The organism is Streptomyces sp. NPDC002574 (assembly GCF_042889545.1).
In the GTDB taxonomy this organism is placed as follows: domain Bacteria; phylum Actinomycetota; class Actinomycetes; order Streptomycetales; family Streptomycetaceae; genus Actinacidiphila.
Window position 1 is genome coordinate 50,509 of the sequence record NZ_JBIARB010000015.1, and the last position, 15,965, is coordinate 66,473.

Consider the following 15,965-nt stretch of genomic DNA (forward strand, 5'->3'; position numbering starts at 1 on the left):
CACCTCCGGAAGGGGATGGTCCGATGGCAGGCTCCAGGTCGGTCCTGGCGGGCCGCACCGCCGTGGTGACCGGCGCCGCACGCGGCGTCGGTCGGGCCGTGGCCGACGCCCTGATGGCACGCGGGGTGAACGTCGCGCTTCTGGGCCTCGAGCGGGACGAACTGATGGCCGCAGCGGAGTCCGGTCCCGGCTCGGCGAGGGCATGGCACGTGGACGTCACGGACGAGAGGGCCCTACGGGACGCGGCCGACCAGGTCACGCGGCGGTTCGGCCCGGTGTCCGTGGTCGTCGCCAATGCCGGTGTCGCCACGGTGGGACCGTTCGAGGATTCGGACATGACGGTCTGGCGGCGCGTCGTGGAGGTCAACGTCATCGGCAGCGCGCTGACCGCCCGCGCCTTCCTCCCCGGACTCCTCGCCGCCCGCGGCTACTACCTGCAGATCTCGAGTCTGGCCGCCATCGGCGCCGCCCCGCTGATGTCCGCGTACTGCGCGTCCAAGTCGGGGGTCGAGACCTTCGCCCACGGTCTGCGCAGCGAGGTCGCGGGCCGTGGAGTGGGCGTGGGCATCGCCTACCTCAGCTGGACGGACACCGAAAGGATCCGGGACGCCTGGCGCCACGGGCCGCTGCGGGAGGTGCGTGCACTGATGCCGTGGCCGGCCAACCGAGCCCACCCCGTGGAACCCACGGCGGAGCGGCTGGTGCGCGGCATCGAACGGCGATCCTCCTCCGTGTACGTCGAGCCCTGGGTGCGCGGAGTGCAGGCCGCCCGCGCACTCCTGCCCGGTCTGGTCGCCTGGCGGTCCCGGCAGGTCCTGGGCAGCGCGGGACCCCGTCCGGAGACCGCCTTCCCAGGGCTCCTCGGCCCGGGCGGCCGGGCCGCCGGCTGATGCCGGCGGGGGCCGCGGTCCCGGACGTCCTCGGCTCCGGCGACCGCCGCGTGGTTCGCGGGCCGCCCCTCGGGTAGCCGAACCTTCTGTCCTGCCGGACGTCCACGTTCGAAAGGAGTGATCGACATGCGCGCGACGGTGTGGCACGGAAAGCGTGACGTGAGGGTCGAGACGGTGCCCGACCCGCGCATCGAGAAGCCGACGGATGCGGTGGTGCGCATCACATCGACCGGCCTGTGCGGCTCCGACCTGCACCTGTACGAAGTCCTGGCCCCCTACATGACGCCTGGGGACATCCTCGGTCACGAGCCGATGGGCATCGTGGAGGAGACCGGTTCCGATGTCCGCAACCTCTCCCCCGGCGACCGGGTCGTGGTGCCGTTCCAGATCTCCTGCGGCACCTGCTACATGTGCCGGGAGGGACTGCCGACCCAGTGCGAGACCACACAGGTCACCGAGTTCGGCAGCGGTGCCGCACTGTTCGGCTACACCAAGCTGTACGGCCGGGTCCCCGGCGCCCAGGCCGAGTACCTGCGGGTGCCGCAGGCCCAGTTCGGGCCGATCAAGGTGCCCGACGGCCCGCCGGACGACCGGTTCGTCTACCTCTCGGACGTGCTGCCCACCGCCTGGCAGGCCGTGAAGTACGCCGCCGTCCCGGACGGCGGGTCCGTCGTCGTCCTGGGCCTCGGGCCGATCGGTGCGATGAGCTGCCGGGTGGCACGTCATCTGGGCGCCGGGCGCGTGATCGGCGTCGACCACGTGCCCGAGCGGCTGACCCGGGCGCGGCAGGACGGGGTCGAGGTGTACGACCTGGAGGAGTTCGACGACGCGGACGGCCTGATCACCGCCGTCCAGGACGCCACCGGCGGCCGCGGCCCGGACGCGGTGATCGACGCCGTCGGCACCGAGGCCCACGGCAGCACGCTGGGCCGGGTCGCGCAGCAGGCGGCCGGTGTGCTCCCGCGGCAGTGGGCCGCCAAGCTGATGGAGTACGCGGGCGTCGACCGCCTCGGTGCGCTGCACCTGGCCATCGACATGGTCCGGCGCGGCGGCACCGTATCGGTGAGCGGCGTCTACGGCGGGATGAGCGACCCCATGCCGATGATGACCATGTTCGACAAGCAGATCCAGCTCCGCATGGGCCAGGCCAACGTCCACCGCTGGAGCGACGAGATCCTGCCGCTGCTCACCGACGCCGACCCCTTGGGCGTCGACTCTTTCGCCACACACCACATACCGCTTGAACAGGCGGCACAGGCCTACGAGATGTTCCAGAAGAAGGCCGACGGCGCCATCAAGGTACTGATGCGGCCCTGAGGGGGCGAGTCCGTGCCTCCGAGCGGTGAGTTCCGACGGCAAGGGCACTTCCCCGCGGGCCTCAGGACGCGGGCGCGACGGGAGCGGGCTGCGGGGCGCTGATCGGCCCGGTGTCCATCGACCACCAGGTGCCGGGGACCGATCACACCCGAGGCGGTCCGCGGTCCGCTCACCGTCGACTGGCCGTCGTGGCTCCCGTCCGACCGCGCGACGCACGCGCGACCGCGGCAGGACCGGGCAGCCGAGCGATGAAGACATTCGCTCGCAAAAGGAGATTCTCATGGGACACGGCGGCAACATCATCGCAGAACTCACGGCCGACCACCGCGAGGTCGTGCAGTACTTCGCCCGCCTGGGAGCTCTCCCCGCGGGCGACAAGCAACGACGCGACGTCCTGGACGGCGTGACCATCGAGCTCGTGCGGCACTCGGTCGCCGAGGAGATGTACCTCTACCCGGCGGTGCGCGAGCACGTCCCCGGCGGTGGCCCGCTCGCCGACAAGGAGATCCAGGAACACGCCGAGGTCGAACAGGTCCTCAAGGACCTGGAGAGCGTCGACGTGGACGACGCGCAGTTCGACGTCCTCGTGCAGAAGCTGATCACCGACGTCGCGGAGCACCTTCGGGAGGAGGAGCGGCTGCTCTTCCCCAGCCTGGCGCAGGCCTGCTCGCCCGAACGGCTCATGGAGCTGGGCGACCAGGTCCGCCGGGCCAAGAAGGTCGCCCCGACGCGGCCGCACCCCAGTGCGCCGGACACGCCTCCCGCCAACAAGCTGCTCGCTCCCGGCACGGGCCTCGTCGACCGGGCACGGGACCTGATCACCGGACGCGGCAAGTCCTGAACCAGGCGCGAGCGCAGAGGGGGCCGGCCACTGCCGGCCCCCTTCGCCGTCCGTGTCCCGGCCCGCTTCGGAAACGCACGAAGATCGGCCCTGCCCCCCGCTTCGAGTTCGAGCGCACGATTTCCAGTCGGCACCGGAAACACCGGGCTCCACGACTACGGCCCCTGCCGGGTCACGATGGAGCCCGCGTTCGTACCCCGCCCGGACGCCGTGTGCGAGGACGACGGCTGGATCCTCTCGGTCGTCCACGACGCCAACGCCGACCGTGCCGAACTGGTCGTCCTCGAAGCGGCCGACCTCGACGCCGCCCCGGTCGCGAGGGTGCACCCGCCCGGCCGTGTGCCGTTCGGCTTCCACGGGAACTGGATCAACGACAACGACCTCACGAGTTGACCGCCCACCGGCGGCCATCGCTCCTTCAACCGCTCGGCCTTCGCCGGACCGCCCTCCCGAACCCGGCGATCCGGCGCCACCACCGCGCAGGCGCGTGAGCCCGAACCCGTCGCCCGCTGCGCACCCCGGATGCGACCGGGCGGACCGAAACGGCGCGGCCGGCAGCTCAGCGGTCACGCCACGCCGGAGCGAGGGCCACCAGCATCACGGCGGCGGCGAGCGCGAAGGCAGCCGGGTAGCCGGTACGGGCCGCCGTCGCCCCGAAGCCGACGGCGCCCAGGCCCATCCCGCCGTCGTAGGCGACGTTCCACAGCGCGCTGACCGTTCCGTACCCGGATTCCGGCACCCGCGCGTACATCAGCGTCAGCGTGGCGTTCTGCGCCACCCCGAAGCCCGCGCCGAAGAGCGCGACCCCGGCCAGCACCGCCACCGGACTGCTCGTCACCGCTGTCACCAGCAAGCCCGCCGACGACGCCAGCAGGCCTGGGAGCACCAGGCGGCCCGGGCCGTGGCGGTCGCCGAACCGCCCGGCGAACCAGCGGGCCGCGGTGGCCGTCGCGGGCTGGGCGAACAGCGCTGCGGCCACCAGCCCGGACAGCGCCGCGGGGACGGCGACCGGTAGGAACGTGACGATGATCCCCGCACCCAGCGCGGTCGCCGCGAACACGGCGGTGGGACGGGCCAGGGCCCCGTTGCGCAGGCCCGCGACGACCCCGGTGTCCCGGTCCGCGCCCGCGGCCCGTTCCCGCCCGGGCAGCCCCGGCACCACCACCATCGCGGCCAGGGCCGCCACCCCGCCCCCCACGCACACCGGCGTGAACCCCACGTGCGAGGCCAGCCACACGCCCAGCGGCAGGCCCACCAGGGACGGCACACCCGACACGATCCCGACCAGCGCCAGCCCTTCGCCGCGCCGTTCGGCCGGGATCAGCGAGGCCGTCAGAGCGCCGCCGGCGACGACGGTGAGCGCGAAGCCCAGCCCCCGCAGCAGGCACACCGCAGTGATCCACGCCATGCCGTGCCCGAAGGTCAGCACCAGTGCGGGCGCACCGAGCAACGCCAGCCCCGCGGTGAGCGCCAACCGGTAGCCGTACCAGGCGACGAGGCGCGGCGTGGCCAACTCGCCGCCGACTGTGGCGAGCATCAACGCGCCTGTGGCCAGGCCCGCGTCACCGCCGCTGCGCTGCGCGTACAGCGGCACCACCGACAGCAGCAGGAAGAAGCTCGCGGAGGCGCCGATCACCGTCACGAAGCGCAGCAGCAACTGCCGCGTCATCAGCGGAGGACGGGCAGGCGCGGCGAGTGCGCCCGGCAGGCGTGCGGTCCCCGCGGCCGTGGCGGCGGGTCGGTGACTGGGTGGCTGGGTCATGCCGTTGACGCTAAAGGCCGGCCGGCCCCCGGCTAAGCTCCAATTCCATGCCGCTGGAGTGGTCCGGTCTGTCCCCGGAACTGCTGCTCGCCCTGGACCGGGAGAGCGCGGAAGGGCTGCGCGCGCAACTGGAGCGCCAGATCAGGGACGCCATCCGGGCCGGCCGTCTCCAGGTCGGCGAACGGCTCCCGTCCTCACGGGAACTGGCCCGCCGACTGGGCACATCCCGCGGACTGGTCCAGGACTGCTTCGCCCAGTTGCGGGCCGAGGGCTACCTCACCACCCGGGTCGGCGCGGCCACCACCGTCGCGGCCCGCGCCTGCCCGCAGCCCGCCCCGGACCCTGAACAGCCCCCCGTGCCCCGGCTCATCGCCGACTTCCGGTCCGGCGTCCCCGACCTCGGCTCCTTCCCACTCACCGACTGGCTGTGGGCGATGCGCGAGGCCGGCCGCGCCCTGCCGACCGCCGCGCTCGACTACGGCGAGCCCCGTGGCGCGCCCGCGCTGCGCGAGGTGGTCGCCGGATACCAGCGACGGGTGCGCGCCGCCGCGGCCGACCCCGCGCGGACCGTCATCTGCTCCGGCTACGCCCAGGGACTGAGGCTGGTCCTCCGCGCGCTGGCCGCCCACGGTGTCCGCACCCTGGCCCATGAGGACCCCGGCGCCGCCGGTGCGACGTCCCTGGCTGCCGCGCACGCCGGGATGACCGCCGTACCGGTGCCCGTCGACGAGGACGGCATCGACGTGCGCGCACTGGAGGCGACCGGCGCGCGGGCGGTCCTCGTGACCCCCGCGCACCAGTGGCCGACGGGGGTCGTCATGGCCGCCGGACGGCGCCGCGCGCTGATCGCCTGGGCGCAGCGCCGTGACGCCTTCGTCATCGAGGACGACTACGACGCCGAATTCCGCTACGACCGTGAGCCGGTCGGCTCGCTGCAGGGCCTCGCCGCCGACCGCGTCGTGGCCATCGGCACGGTGAGCAAGTCGCTCGCGCCCGCACTCCGGCTGGGCTGGCTGCTGTGCCCGCCGGCGCTGATCGAGTCCGTCGTGGCCTTCAAGGACTGGGACGACCGCGGATCGCCGACCCTGGACCAGGTCGCGCTCGCCCGACTGCTCGCTTCCGGGCGCTACGACCGTCACCTGCGGCGTATGCGGACGGTGTACGCGGCCCGGCGCGCCGCCCTGGTCGAGGCGCTCGCGGCGCACGCGCCCGGCGTACGCCTGACCGGCCTCGCTGCCGGCTTCCACGCCGTGGCCCATCTCGGTGCGGGCTGCGACGAGGCACACGTAGTGGCGGAGGCCCACGGTCGGCGGGTGGGCCTGTACGGGATGGCGGCCAACCGCTCTGCGCCGGCCGGCACCGGCGGGGCCCGTCTCGTGCTGGGGTTCGGGAACGTGAGCGAGCGCGCGATCGCGGTGGGCATCGCCGCCGTGGCCGACCTGCTGGCCGGCTGATCCCCGCTCCCCCCCGGGCCGTCCCACGGCCTCAGCAACGTGGGCGCGGGCGAGGCCGCGTCATCGCGTGCTGACGCGGTTGCCCGTGTATGCGCCCGCTGGAGGGATGGATCGCTTCGGCGCCCGGCCGATGCTCCGCCTCACGCCCCGCAAGCCGGCCCGGCGATGGCCGCGATCACCGGAGAAGTCGACGCCGTGCACGGCAGACCTGGAACGCCGCGTCACCAGGGCACCGCGCGCCTGTCCAGGGGGCCGGGGCCTGCTTCGACCGGGCGGGCTTCAATGCGCTGATCACAGCCCGGCAGGCCGCCGCCTGGCCACGCACACGATGAGCCCCCGGGCCCCCCGCGGCCGAAACTGACGGACAGTCGGGATCTGCTCACGCCCTGGCCATGACCCCTGGATGCCGCGAACAGCCGACGGGTCATGGCGTCGAACCGGTGACGGTCACCAGGATGGTGACCGGTTCCGGTGTGCCCTTGCGGGCCAGGTGTTCGGTGACCGCGGACCGCACCTGTCGACGGACGTCGCGAGCGGTGTCCAGCGCGCGGCGCTCTTGGTTGAGAATGCAGCGCACTTCCACGTGCCAGCCTGACGGCTGGAGTGTGCGTTCGACCCGGATGCCCGCTTCGGGGGGCCGGGCGGCGACGCCGATGTGCCGCTGGGCGCGGGCGGCGGCATTGGCGAGCCGGTAACCGAGGCCGGGCTGCAGTCCGGCCACGCCGGGAACGGCGAGGGCGGCATGGGCCGCGGCCTGGTTGAGGTTCATCGCTTGGAGGAGGGTCATCGGAATTCGCCTTCCGGGAGATCGGCTTCGCCGCGGGCCGTGGGGACGTCGGGCTCCAGCAGGTCCGTGATCGTGACATCGACGCCGCTGATGGCCAGGCCGAGCGTCCGGTGCGCTGCGTGGAGGACGGCTTGGCGTACACGGGCGGCGTACTCGGGCAGGGGCCGGTCGGGCGTGGCGGCCAGAGTGAGGGCGATGTGCACGGCCGGGCCCTCTCCCGAGGGAGTCATGCGCAGACTGGCGATCTGCGCGCCGATGACGGTGTCGGCGGCCCGGCGCAGGACTTTCGCCGCCGCGGTCTCGGCGATCCGAAGGTCTCCGGCGGGGTCGTCCAGGGGCAGCATTCGGCCGAGGCGGATTTCGGCGCGGACGGTGCGGATCACCCGGTCGGCGATGGCCTGGGCGCTTGGGCGCTCCTGGGCGCAAAGGGCGTCGATCGCCTCGTCCAAGGCCGCAAGGCCCTCGACGGCCTGCCGGCAGTAGGGGCAGGCGGCGGTGTGCGGATCGGTGGTGGAAGTGGCATCGCGTGCGAGCTCCCAGGCGCGGCTGAGGGGACGCCCGCAGGGCAGCAGTTGATCACCGGTGAGCAGGGAGGCGTCAGCGCCCCGAGGCGGGTCGGCACCCTCGGCGCCGGCCGGCGGCGGCTCGGCCGCGGAGGGCCGCGCATTCGGGTCTTCTAGCGCCATGGGGCCATCTCCTTCATCAGGGAGCGCCTGGCTCGAAAGAGCCTGCCTCGTACGGTCTGTTCACTGGCGCCCACGATCTGTGCGATTTCCTCGTAGTGCAGGCCGTGCAGTTCGCGCAGCACCCAGCAGGCGCGCTGCTCGGGGTTCAACCGGGAAAGCGCGTGGGCCAGGGCGGCGGTGGCGGCGGCGCTCTCTGCGGCGCCAGGGGGTCCTGATCCGGTATTGCCGGTGGCGGGCTCGGGGACGGTGTCCAGGGGCACGGCGGTCGTCCGGCGGCGGAGAACGTTGAGGCACCTGTTGGTGACAATGCGATACATCCACGTACGGAACGCCGCGTCGCCCCGGAACTGCGGCAGCCGCCGCCAGGCACTGATGAAGGCGTCCTGGACGGCGTCCTCGGCGTCCGAGGAGTTCCCGAGCAGATGGTGGGCCAGCGCGAGCATGGAGGCGCTGTGCCGACGCACCAGGACGGCGAAGGCGTCGTCGTCGCCTTCACCGGCCCGTACGGCCAGCACCCAGTCCGGTCCACCCTGCGCATCGACGTCCGGCCGCTCGGGTGGCGTGGGTGCCTCCTGTTCCTGCACGGCCGCTCCCCTGGGTGTCGGGGGCCGTCCAGCGGCTGTCCCGAGAAGCGTGCCCGTTCGGTCGGCACGGTCAGCGCCGGAACGCGCACGGCGAACCTTCGAAAACACCGCACCATTCAGTCTATATGACATGAATTACGAAATTCCGTGACGATTGCCGCTGGAGCGGGTCCAATCCTTTGACGGGCACCGATCCGGTGCCCGCATTGACCAAGGAGTTCCTCATGATGGACACGACCAGCCGCCCGCTGTTCGCCAACGACCAGGCCGCCAGCGCCGGATCGATCCTCCAGGGCGGCCGCGGCGGCGACTGCCCGGCCGACAGCCGGGGCCAGACCACCATCACGGACAGCGTCGTGGAGAAGATCGCGGCGATGGCCACCCGGGAAGTACCGGGCATCCACAATCTCGGCACCGGGATGGCCAGGGCCATCGGAGCCGTACGGGACCGGGTCCCGGGCGGACGCCCCGGCGTCGGCCGCGGCGTGACCGTGGAGGTCGGCGAACGGCAGGCCGCCATCGACCTCGACGTCGTCGTCGAGTACGGCATTTCCATCGTGGACGTGGCCGCCGAGGTCCGCACCGATGTGATCACGTCGGTGGAGCGCATGACCGGCCTGGAGGTCGTCGAGGTGAACATCACCGTCGACGACGTCCACCTCCCTGACGAAGAGGACGACGAGCCGCCCCAAGCCGAAGGCCGCGTGTCGTGAACTGCCCGGCGCATTCGGCCGGTCGCGGCCTGCGTCGCGCCGGACCGTGTGCCGGGACGACACACTCGATGAAACGGGTGAGTGAGAGATGAGCACAGCAGCACTGGGCCTGGTGTCAGGTATGGCACTCGGCTTCGCCGGCTACTTCGGCGGTTTCGGAGCGTTCTTGGTCGTGGCCGTCCTTGGAGCACTCGGTCTGATCATCGGCTGCTTCGCGCAAGGCGACCTCGTGGTCGGCGACTTCGTCCACCGCCGTGACGGAAGGCGTGACGAGGGAAGCCACCGGAGCGAAAGAGACCTCCCGCGCCCGCGCAGCAGCACCGGTCACCAGGCTTTCAGGCGCCCCAGGAATGACTCGACGCCGCCTCGGAGTCGGGTGCTATGACCGCGCAGCCGACCCTTCCGGTCCATGACTCCAATCGGCACCGGGACACGGGAACAGACTCCCTGCCCCCACCGGCCGAGCGCGGCTCGACCGACATCCCCGAAAGGGTGGTGGAACGGATCGCCGCCAGAGCGGCGCGCGAGGCCACGACCCGACGGACGGGCCGCAGGGCCCTCGGTTCCCCCAGCGCATCGGCCGCCGTGCACCACGGATCGGCACGGTTGGCCCTGTCCCTGGATCTGCCCTATCCCCTCGACCTCGCGCGGACCGGATCGCAGATGCGCGATGACATCGCCGAACGGGTCGCCCGGTTGACCGGGCTGAACGTCGACGAGGTCACGCTGACCGTGCGCCGGCTCGTCCCGTTCGAGGGCCCGGAAGGCGGAAGAGTCCGATGACACGGCGGGTCGCCCCCGCCGAACAAGGAGCGATGCAAGGAGTGTCATGAATCCCCGACAAGAATCCGCGGTCCCCGCCCCCGTCCCCGAACCCCGTCCACCGCAATCCCCCGCGGCGACCTCGAAGACGCGGCGCGCGGCGACCGTGGGGCCCGGGCGTGACTTGTCCCCGCCCGGCCGCGGCCCCGCGGGAACCGCCGCGAGGCAGAAGCCCTCGCGGCGGCTGTGGTCCGCGCGCCGGACACCTGCCACGCTCGCCGCGCTGGTGATGGTGTTCTGCGCCGGGATGCTGTTGTTCGACGTCGTACAGGTGCGGGCCGGACAACCGGCCGCGGCCTGGCGCAAAGGGCTCTTCGACGAGCTGGCGAGCCGTCCTCTTGACGATGTGTGGATGCTCGCCGGCGCTGCCGCCGCAGCCGCCCTCGGCCTGTGGTTGATCGTGCTCGCGCTCACTCCCGGCCTGCGGCGCGGGCTCCCGCTCCAAGTGCCCGCCGGCCGCGGCCGGACCCTCGCCGCACTGGACCGCGACAGCGCGGCCCAGTTGCTGCGTGACGCCACCCTGCGGGTCCCCGGAGTGAGTCGGGCCCGGGTCCGGGTGCGCCGGCACCACACCAAGGTGCGAGCGGACGTGCGCTTCCGCGACCCGCATGACGTCAAGGGCGAGATCGTCGCCGCCGTCAGGGACGAGCAGCGCAATCGACTCGCCCTGGCCCACAGCCCGAAGCCGAGAGTCCGCGCACGGCACATGAAGTAGCCGGCCGCACAGCCGAGACCACGTGAAATGGAGGACGGATGATGGACACACAAGCCAAGGTCAACCGGACGCTGCTCGCCACGGCAGGCTTCGTACTGCTGACCGGAGGGCTTTTGGTGCTCGCCGCAGGACTCAACGCGTATCGCAGATGGGATCTCGCACCCCCCGACGGCTGGCCCCTGACCTCCCCGCACCAGGTCCTGCTCAGCCACGCGGACCGGATCGCCTGGTCCGGGCAGGGATGGTGGTGGTGGCCGGCCGTCATCGCCGCCCTGATCGTCGCCGTTCTGCTCGGCCTGTGGTGGCTGCTGGCGCAACTGCGACGGCACCGTCCCGGTCCCGTCTCAGTGGGCGGAGCCTCCCCCGCCGAAGGTGTCCGAGTAAGGGACAGGGCACTGAGCGACGCACTCGCGACCGACGCCGGGCGCCTGCCAGGCGTCCGCAAGGCCACGGCACGGATGGCGGGCAGGGCCGCACACGCCGAGGGCCGCATCGATCTCACCCTCGATCCCGACAGCACCCCCGCCCAGGTACTGGCCGGCCTGCACGACGGACCGGTGGAACGAGCCCGCCGATCCGCCGGCTGGGAACAGCTGCCCACCCGCACCCGTCTGTACGTCGCCCGCCGCCGGCCGCACCGCGTCGAGTAGGCCGAGGCCGTCCCAGGAAGACTGAACGTCTCGACTCCCGTCGCTGCCACCTTTGCCGGCGGGAAGGCGTTCAGCTGAGGCGACACCGTCCGACGGAGAACGCCATGATCGTTCTCGGAGTCATCCTGCTCGTCATCGGCGCCATCGTGTGGGTCCTGGGCGCGATGGGACACGCCGTCGCCGGTCGACGCCACTACGGGGAGTCGGGATCGTCCGCGGCTGAGATCGCCCTCGCGAGGACGGTGCGGCGGTCCGAGCGCATCTTCTCATGGCTGCCCCGCCGCACCCTCGAACCGTCAGTGCGCGAGCGGGTACGCGAACGGCAGCGCGACCGCAGCTCCGCCCACCTCTGTAGCGGACGGGGCCGCGCCCGTGCGACGCCTGGGGAATCACCACCGCGGCGGACCCGCGGCATCGTCGCACTCTGAACGGCTACCCCCGCCGTCTGCTCCCACACCGGCACGCCAGAAGGGGCCTCGCAAGTCGCGGCAGCCGACGACGCGACCGGCGCCGCCGTCCTTTCCCCGCCCGGCAGTTGGGATCCCGGCGATTCCGTCGGTGTACACGCCTGCGGCCGACGCCTCATGATCGCCGAACTCGAGAACTCGCCGCGGCCCGCCTGTCCGTAGCGCCCGAACCGCACCTGCCCGGGCGGACTCCCATAAATCGTGCGGCAGCGGTCGGCCGCCCGGCGGCTGGCGGTGCGCCTGCCCGGACCCGGGAGTCGCTCCCGGGTCCGGCTCGCGTCGGCGTGCTCGGCCGCCGCGAACACGCCGTTGTGGCAACGGCGTTCAGTCGAGGCGTGCGTCGAAGGCCAGCGTCTGCGCCAGTTCCTCGACGCGTCGCTCCGCGAGGCCCCTGGAGACGAACCAGGCGCCGACGTTGCGGACATCGCGCTCCAGGAAGGATCGGCCCCGCGGGTTGGCGATGACGTCGACGATCTGGGGCACGTCGATGACGACCAGGCGGCCCTCGTGGACCAGGATGTTGTAGGCGGACAGGTCGCCGTGCGCGTAGCCGTCACGCGCGAGCAGCGACAGACTGCGCCCGAGCTGCTCCCACAGGTCGTCCAGATCGGCTTCGTGCGGGCGTACCTGGGCGAGGCGCGGTGCGGCCGTCCCCGACCGGTCCCCGATGAACTCCATCAGGATCTCGGTCCCCAGGATCTGCACGGGGTAGGGCACGGCCGCCCCCGACGACCACAGCCGGCACAGCGCCCCGAACTCGGCGCCGGCCCACTGTCCGGCGATGGCCTCCTTGCCGAAGGCCGTGCGCTTGGCCATGGCCCGGCTGACCCGGGACTCCTTGTGGGAACGCCCCTCCAGGTATCCGGAGTCGCGGTGGAACATGCGGTGCTGCCCGTCGCGATAGCGCTTGGCGGCCATCAGGGTGCGGCGGTCGGTCCCGGGCACGGCCCGTTCGATCAGGAACACGTCGGCCTCCTTGCCCGTCTTCACGATGCCGAGTTCGGTGTCGACGGCGGCCAGGTCCGTCACCACCCACGCGGGGCGCGGCTCGGGGCCCTTCTCAGTCGGCGTCGACTGATCCCAGGTGGACCAGCGGTCGCCCTGGGGAGGCCCGTCGGGCGAGGTGTCGGCGTCCGCGTCCTCGCAGGTGTCCTCGTCGGCTTCGGCAAAGGCGTCCGGCGTGCTGCGGGCACCGCCGACGTCCGGGGTCCAGCGTGCCGCGTACTCGGAGAAGGCCTCCTCGAAGGCCTCTTCGTCGCGGTGATTGTGTCGGTTGTTGCCCTTGGGGCGGATACGGGCGAAGGACTCGCCGTCGGCAAAGCGCTCACGCACTGGGGTGATCTCCTGTGGGAAGGACCCACCGCGAGGCGCGTCGGCGAAACGCGCGCCGTCAGCCGGTGGGAAGGTAACGAGACAAGGCGTCTGGCGCGCACACACGAGCGCGCCGCGTCACGGCGGCATCCACGAGGACGCACCTCCTCTCTCGTCACCACCGGGCGGTTCTCCACGCCCGGCACTCCAGGAACGGCAAGATCTTAGCGAGCACCGCACGCCGCGCAACCGATTTCTTTCGGCCGACGGCGGCCAGCCCCGGTCAATCCGTACGGCTGGGGTCCGGTCTGCCCGGAGCCGCCCAGAGACTTCTACCTGGGCTGAGCCGTCCCGGCACAGGCCGGTCCCGCGACAGCAGTCGTCGCGGGACCGGCCTCAGGCGTTCACGGCTCATGCCGGAGAGCGGGCTCAGGCTTCGGCGAGCATTCCGGCACGCAGCTTGGACAGCAGTCGCGAGAGCAGCCTGGAGACGTGCATCTGCGAGAGCCCCAGTTCGGCACCGATCCGGGCCTGGGTCATCTCCTGGCCGAAGCGCATCTCCAGGAGGACACGTTCACGTTCGTCCAGATCATCCAGCATGGGGGCGAGTGCCCGGATGTCCTCGACCTTATCCATCGCCGGGTCGCAGGCACCGATGGTGTCGGCGTAGGAGTGGCCGCCCTCGTCGCCGTCGTCGCCGACGGGCAGGTCGAGGGAGCCCGCCGTGTAGCCGTTGGCGGCGACCATGCCCTCGATGACCTGCTCCTCGCCGATCTCCAGGTATGCCGCCAGTTCCGCCACAGTGGGCGGGGCGTCCAGGACGGTGGTGAGGTGGTCACGGGCCTTGGCCAGCTCCACCCGCAACTCCTGCAGGCGTCGCGGCACATGGACGGCCCAGGAGGTGTCGCGGAAGAACCGCTTCATCTCGCCGACGATGTAGGGGACGGCGAAGGTCGTGAACTCCACCTCGCGGCTCAGGTCGAACCGGTCGATGGCCTTGATCAGGCCGATGGTGCCGACCTGCAGGATGTCCTCCTGCTCCCCGGGGCCACGGCCGCGGAAGCGACGGGCGGCGAAGTTGACCAGGCACATGTTCATCTCGATCAGCGTGCTGCGCGCGTAGCCGTACTCCGCTGTGCCTTCTTCAAGGCTCTGCAGCCGGTCGAAGAACAGCTTCGACAATTGGCGGGCGTCCTTGGGCGCCACATTGCCGGCGTTCTCGATCCAGGGCAGACCCGTTTCCTGAAGGGCACGCGTGCCGAGGAGTCCACCGGAGCGTTCGATGATGCTCGTGGCCTGCTGCGTGGATTCCGTCACGTCATCACCTTTGAGTTGTCCGCCCCGTCCGTGGCCTTCTGCCCCCGAAAGCCGACCTCACGCCCCGCACGAACGGTTCCCAGAAGCGATCCGCCGGGGCGGCCGCAACCACGCAAGGGTCGTACGACGTCCCTACGGAAGTCTGCACCTGGGCGGAAGCGCGCGCTCTCGCCGCGCCGCCGAGCCCGGTCAGCGCGGCATCGTGTCCGGAGGTGAGGGGGCGCATGGACATCGAGCTGGCTTATGACATGGCCGGGACCCGTTTGTGCGGCATCGGCGGCGTAGTTGTCAGCTACGACCGGCTGGGGACCCGGCCTCGGACGCTGGGTGCGTGGCCTCTCGCGTACGAGCAGCTCGGCACGCGCCTGTCCGCCGTCGGCGCCACCGACATCACCTACAGCCGGTGGTCCGGCGTGCCGCACACCGTCGGCCAGTGGACCTGCGAACACACCAAGTTCGCAACCCGCCTGCTGCGCATCGGCCCGTACGACCTGAGATACGACCAACTCGGCAACCGGGTGCGGGGGATCGGCCCGCTCGAGATCTTCTACGACCAACTGGGCGTGCGCCCCCGTCGAGTGCGTCTTCCGGGTGAGGGTGGCCTGCTGCCGGACGACCTCCTCCTCACGCTCTTCCTCGTGCTCCACTGGCAGGAGCAGCAGGGCTGACGGGACTGTCGAGCCAGCTGCCGGTTCACGGAGGCCTCGGCGGCGGCTGATCGACGGGACGCCGTGCCGTCACCGATGCCGGGTTTCCCAGGGGGCGGACGATGGGCGGACGATGGGCGGACGGCTGCTTCGGCCCGACCTGCAGGCGCCCGACGCCGCCGCGTTCCGCGGTACGGACGCGCCGATGCGCGGCGGTCACAGACCCGCTGGACACCGAGAAGCGGCTGGGCGGCATCGCGGCAGGCGACAGCGACCCTCCTCCCAGGGCAGCTCGCTTCGGCGCGGGAAGGCCACGGCACCGTCGGACGTGACGGCGCCGACAGTTTTTGACCGAACGGTCCAGGTTCTCCCGCACCTGGGCCCATGAACTCGCGGCCCGGCGGATGCGTGCGAACACCCTCGTCCCCGGCCCCATCGACACACCTGGCGACTCCGGCCTGACCCTGACCCGGAGGAGGCCGGCAAGGTGCAGGCCTTCTTCGCGAGCCGGATACCCCTGTCCCGAATGGGCCGCCCTGAGGTGGTCGCTGCCGCCGCGCTCTTCCTCGCCGGCGACCGGAGCACCTTCACCACCGGAACGGATTTCTTCGTCCACGGCGGTCTCAACCAGGTCCGATCGCGCCCCGACGCCCCCGGCATGAAGTGCCACCCGGGGTGTCGGGCCGAGCGGACACGGGTGGGCCGGCCCGTCCGCGACCCGCCACGCATGATCACGCCGCCGGCGAGGCGTCCCTGCCAGTCCCAACGCGTCCCGGAAAGCGCCGTCTTGGTCGCGAGCCGGCCGTCGCCCACCCGGACCGGTGTGGCCCGTGCGCATGGACCCCGCCGTACGGGGCAGGCGGCCCTCCCGGCAGCGCGGACGGCCGAGAGTCGATCCGTCGTCTGCGAGGATGGAGCGTATGGACGTCCGGAGCAGTAACCACGTGGCGGTCACCGGGCGACCCGGCGAGCCGGTGGTGATGCCGGCCCACGGGTTCGGGT

At 72.1% G+C, this 15,965-nt stretch carries 17 protein-coding genes and 2 pseudogenes; 13 read left to right on the forward strand and 6 right to left on the reverse strand.

The features are described from left to right. Positions 1-23 precede the first annotated feature (23 nt). From ACFYXS_RS31920 to ACFYXS_RS31935, 4 genes are all read left to right on the forward strand, one after another. Complete coding sequence (locus ACFYXS_RS31920; protein WP_389254486.1) at positions 24-890, forward strand: SDR family oxidoreductase; 867 nt, start codon at positions 24-26, stop codon at positions 888-890. Positions 891-1,016: 126 nt separating this feature from the next. Then, on the forward strand, positions 1,017-2,207 hold the full coding sequence (locus ACFYXS_RS31925; protein ID WP_389254488.1) for a zinc-dependent alcohol dehydrogenase: 1,191 nt from the start codon (positions 1,017-1,019) through the stop codon (positions 2,205-2,207). 280 nt (positions 2,208-2,487) lie between these two features. Continuing rightward, positions 2,488-3,048 (forward strand): hemerythrin domain-containing protein, encoded by a 561-nt coding sequence (locus ACFYXS_RS31930; protein WP_389254490.1) that lies wholly within the window; start codon positions 2,488-2,490, stop codon positions 3,046-3,048. Between the two features lie 90 nt (positions 3,049-3,138). After that, a complete protein-coding gene (locus ACFYXS_RS31935) occupies positions 3,139-3,441 on the forward strand; it encodes a carotenoid oxygenase family protein (protein ID WP_389254750.1) in 303 nt (100 codons plus the stop codon). Positions 3,442-3,607: 166 nt separating this feature from the next. Here the strand turns inward: ACFYXS_RS31935 and ACFYXS_RS31940 are convergent, their stop codons facing one another. Beyond that, positions 3,608-4,810, reverse strand: coding sequence for an MFS transporter (locus tag ACFYXS_RS31940; RefSeq protein WP_389254492.1), 1,203 nt, complete (start codon positions 4,808-4,810; stop codon positions 3,608-3,610). Positions 4,811-4,857: 47 nt separating this feature from the next. On the opposite strand from ACFYXS_RS31940, the gene ACFYXS_RS31945 reads away from it, so the two are divergent. Further along, a complete protein-coding gene (locus ACFYXS_RS31945; RefSeq protein ID WP_389254494.1) occupies positions 4,858-6,264 on the forward strand; it encodes a PLP-dependent aminotransferase family protein in 1,407 nt (468 codons plus the stop codon). A 424-nt stretch (positions 6,265-6,688) separates the two neighbouring features. On the opposite strand, the gene ACFYXS_RS31950 is transcribed toward ACFYXS_RS31945, so the two are convergent. From ACFYXS_RS31950 to ACFYXS_RS31960, 3 genes are read right to left on the reverse strand one after another with little or no spacing between them, the layout of a single operon-like run. Further along, positions 6,689-7,051 (reverse strand): hypothetical protein, encoded by a 363-nt coding sequence (locus ACFYXS_RS31950; protein ID WP_389254496.1) that lies wholly within the window; start codon positions 7,049-7,051, stop codon positions 6,689-6,691. Further along, the gene (locus ACFYXS_RS31955) at positions 7,048-7,737 is read right to left on the reverse strand and encodes a hypothetical protein (RefSeq protein ID WP_389254498.1); all 690 of its coding nucleotides are present in this window, start codon (positions 7,735-7,737) and stop codon (positions 7,048-7,050) included. Before ACFYXS_RS31955 ends, ACFYXS_RS31950 begins: the two co-directional genes overlap by 4 nt. Beyond that, positions 7,728-8,321 carry an RNA polymerase sigma factor gene (locus ACFYXS_RS31960; RefSeq protein WP_389254500.1) on the reverse strand — a complete coding sequence of 198 codons (594 nt, stop codon included), beginning with the start codon at positions 8,319-8,321 and terminating at the stop codon, positions 7,728-7,730. Before ACFYXS_RS31960 ends, ACFYXS_RS31955 begins: the two co-directional genes overlap by 10 nt. A 227-nt stretch (positions 8,322-8,548) precedes the next feature. Between ACFYXS_RS31960 and ACFYXS_RS31965 the strand changes: the two genes are divergently transcribed. The 6 genes and pseudogenes from ACFYXS_RS31965 to ACFYXS_RS31990 form a co-directional block, all read left to right on the forward strand. Then, the gene (locus tag ACFYXS_RS31965) at positions 8,549-9,034 is read left to right on the forward strand and encodes an Asp23/Gls24 family envelope stress response protein (RefSeq protein WP_389254753.1); all 486 of its coding nucleotides are present in this window, start codon (positions 8,549-8,551) and stop codon (positions 9,032-9,034) included. Between the two features lie 88 nt (positions 9,035-9,122). Next, positions 9,123-9,302: pseudogene (locus tag ACFYXS_RS31970) on the forward strand (hypothetical protein); the annotation flags it as partial. Positions 9,303-9,415: 113 nt separating this feature from the next. Next, positions 9,416-9,817: an Asp23/Gls24 family envelope stress response protein gene (locus ACFYXS_RS31975; RefSeq protein ID WP_389254502.1), complete on the forward strand. Its 402-nt coding sequence runs from the start codon at positions 9,416-9,418 to the stop codon at positions 9,815-9,817. A gap of 286 nt (positions 9,818-10,103) precedes the next feature. Next, a complete protein-coding gene (locus ACFYXS_RS31980; protein ID WP_389254504.1) occupies positions 10,104-10,571 on the forward strand; it encodes a DUF6286 domain-containing protein in 468 nt (155 codons plus the stop codon). Between the two features lie 38 nt (positions 10,572-10,609). Continuing rightward, a complete protein-coding gene (locus ACFYXS_RS31985) occupies positions 10,610-11,221 on the forward strand; it encodes an alkaline shock response membrane anchor protein AmaP (protein WP_389254506.1) in 612 nt (203 codons plus the stop codon). A gap of 113 nt (positions 11,222-11,334) precedes the next feature. Further along, a pseudogene (locus ACFYXS_RS31990) lies at positions 11,335-11,418 on the forward strand (DUF6131 family protein); the annotation flags it as partial. Between the two features lie 594 nt (positions 11,419-12,012). On the opposite strand, the gene ACFYXS_RS31995 reads toward ACFYXS_RS31990, so the two are convergent. Beyond that, the gene (locus tag ACFYXS_RS31995; protein WP_389254508.1) at positions 12,013-13,020 is read right to left on the reverse strand and encodes a serine protein kinase RIO; all 1,008 of its coding nucleotides are present in this window, start codon (positions 13,018-13,020) and stop codon (positions 12,013-12,015) included. A gap of 408 nt (positions 13,021-13,428) precedes the next feature. Continuing rightward, positions 13,429-14,286 carry a SigB/SigF/SigG family RNA polymerase sigma factor gene (locus ACFYXS_RS32000; protein WP_389254755.1) on the reverse strand — a complete coding sequence of 286 codons (858 nt, stop codon included), beginning with the start codon at positions 14,284-14,286 and terminating at the stop codon, positions 13,429-13,431. 254 nt (positions 14,287-14,540) lie between these two features. Here ACFYXS_RS32000 and ACFYXS_RS32005 point away from each other — a divergent pair, with 254 nt between their 5' ends. Continuing rightward, positions 14,541-14,984, forward strand: coding sequence for a hypothetical protein (locus ACFYXS_RS32005; protein WP_389254510.1), 444 nt, complete (start codon positions 14,541-14,543; stop codon positions 14,982-14,984). 505 nt (positions 14,985-15,489) lie between these two features. Beyond that, complete coding sequence (locus ACFYXS_RS32010) at positions 15,490-15,903, forward strand: hypothetical protein (RefSeq protein WP_389254757.1); 414 nt, start codon at positions 15,490-15,492, stop codon at positions 15,901-15,903. Positions 15,904-15,965: the final 62 nt, after the last annotated feature.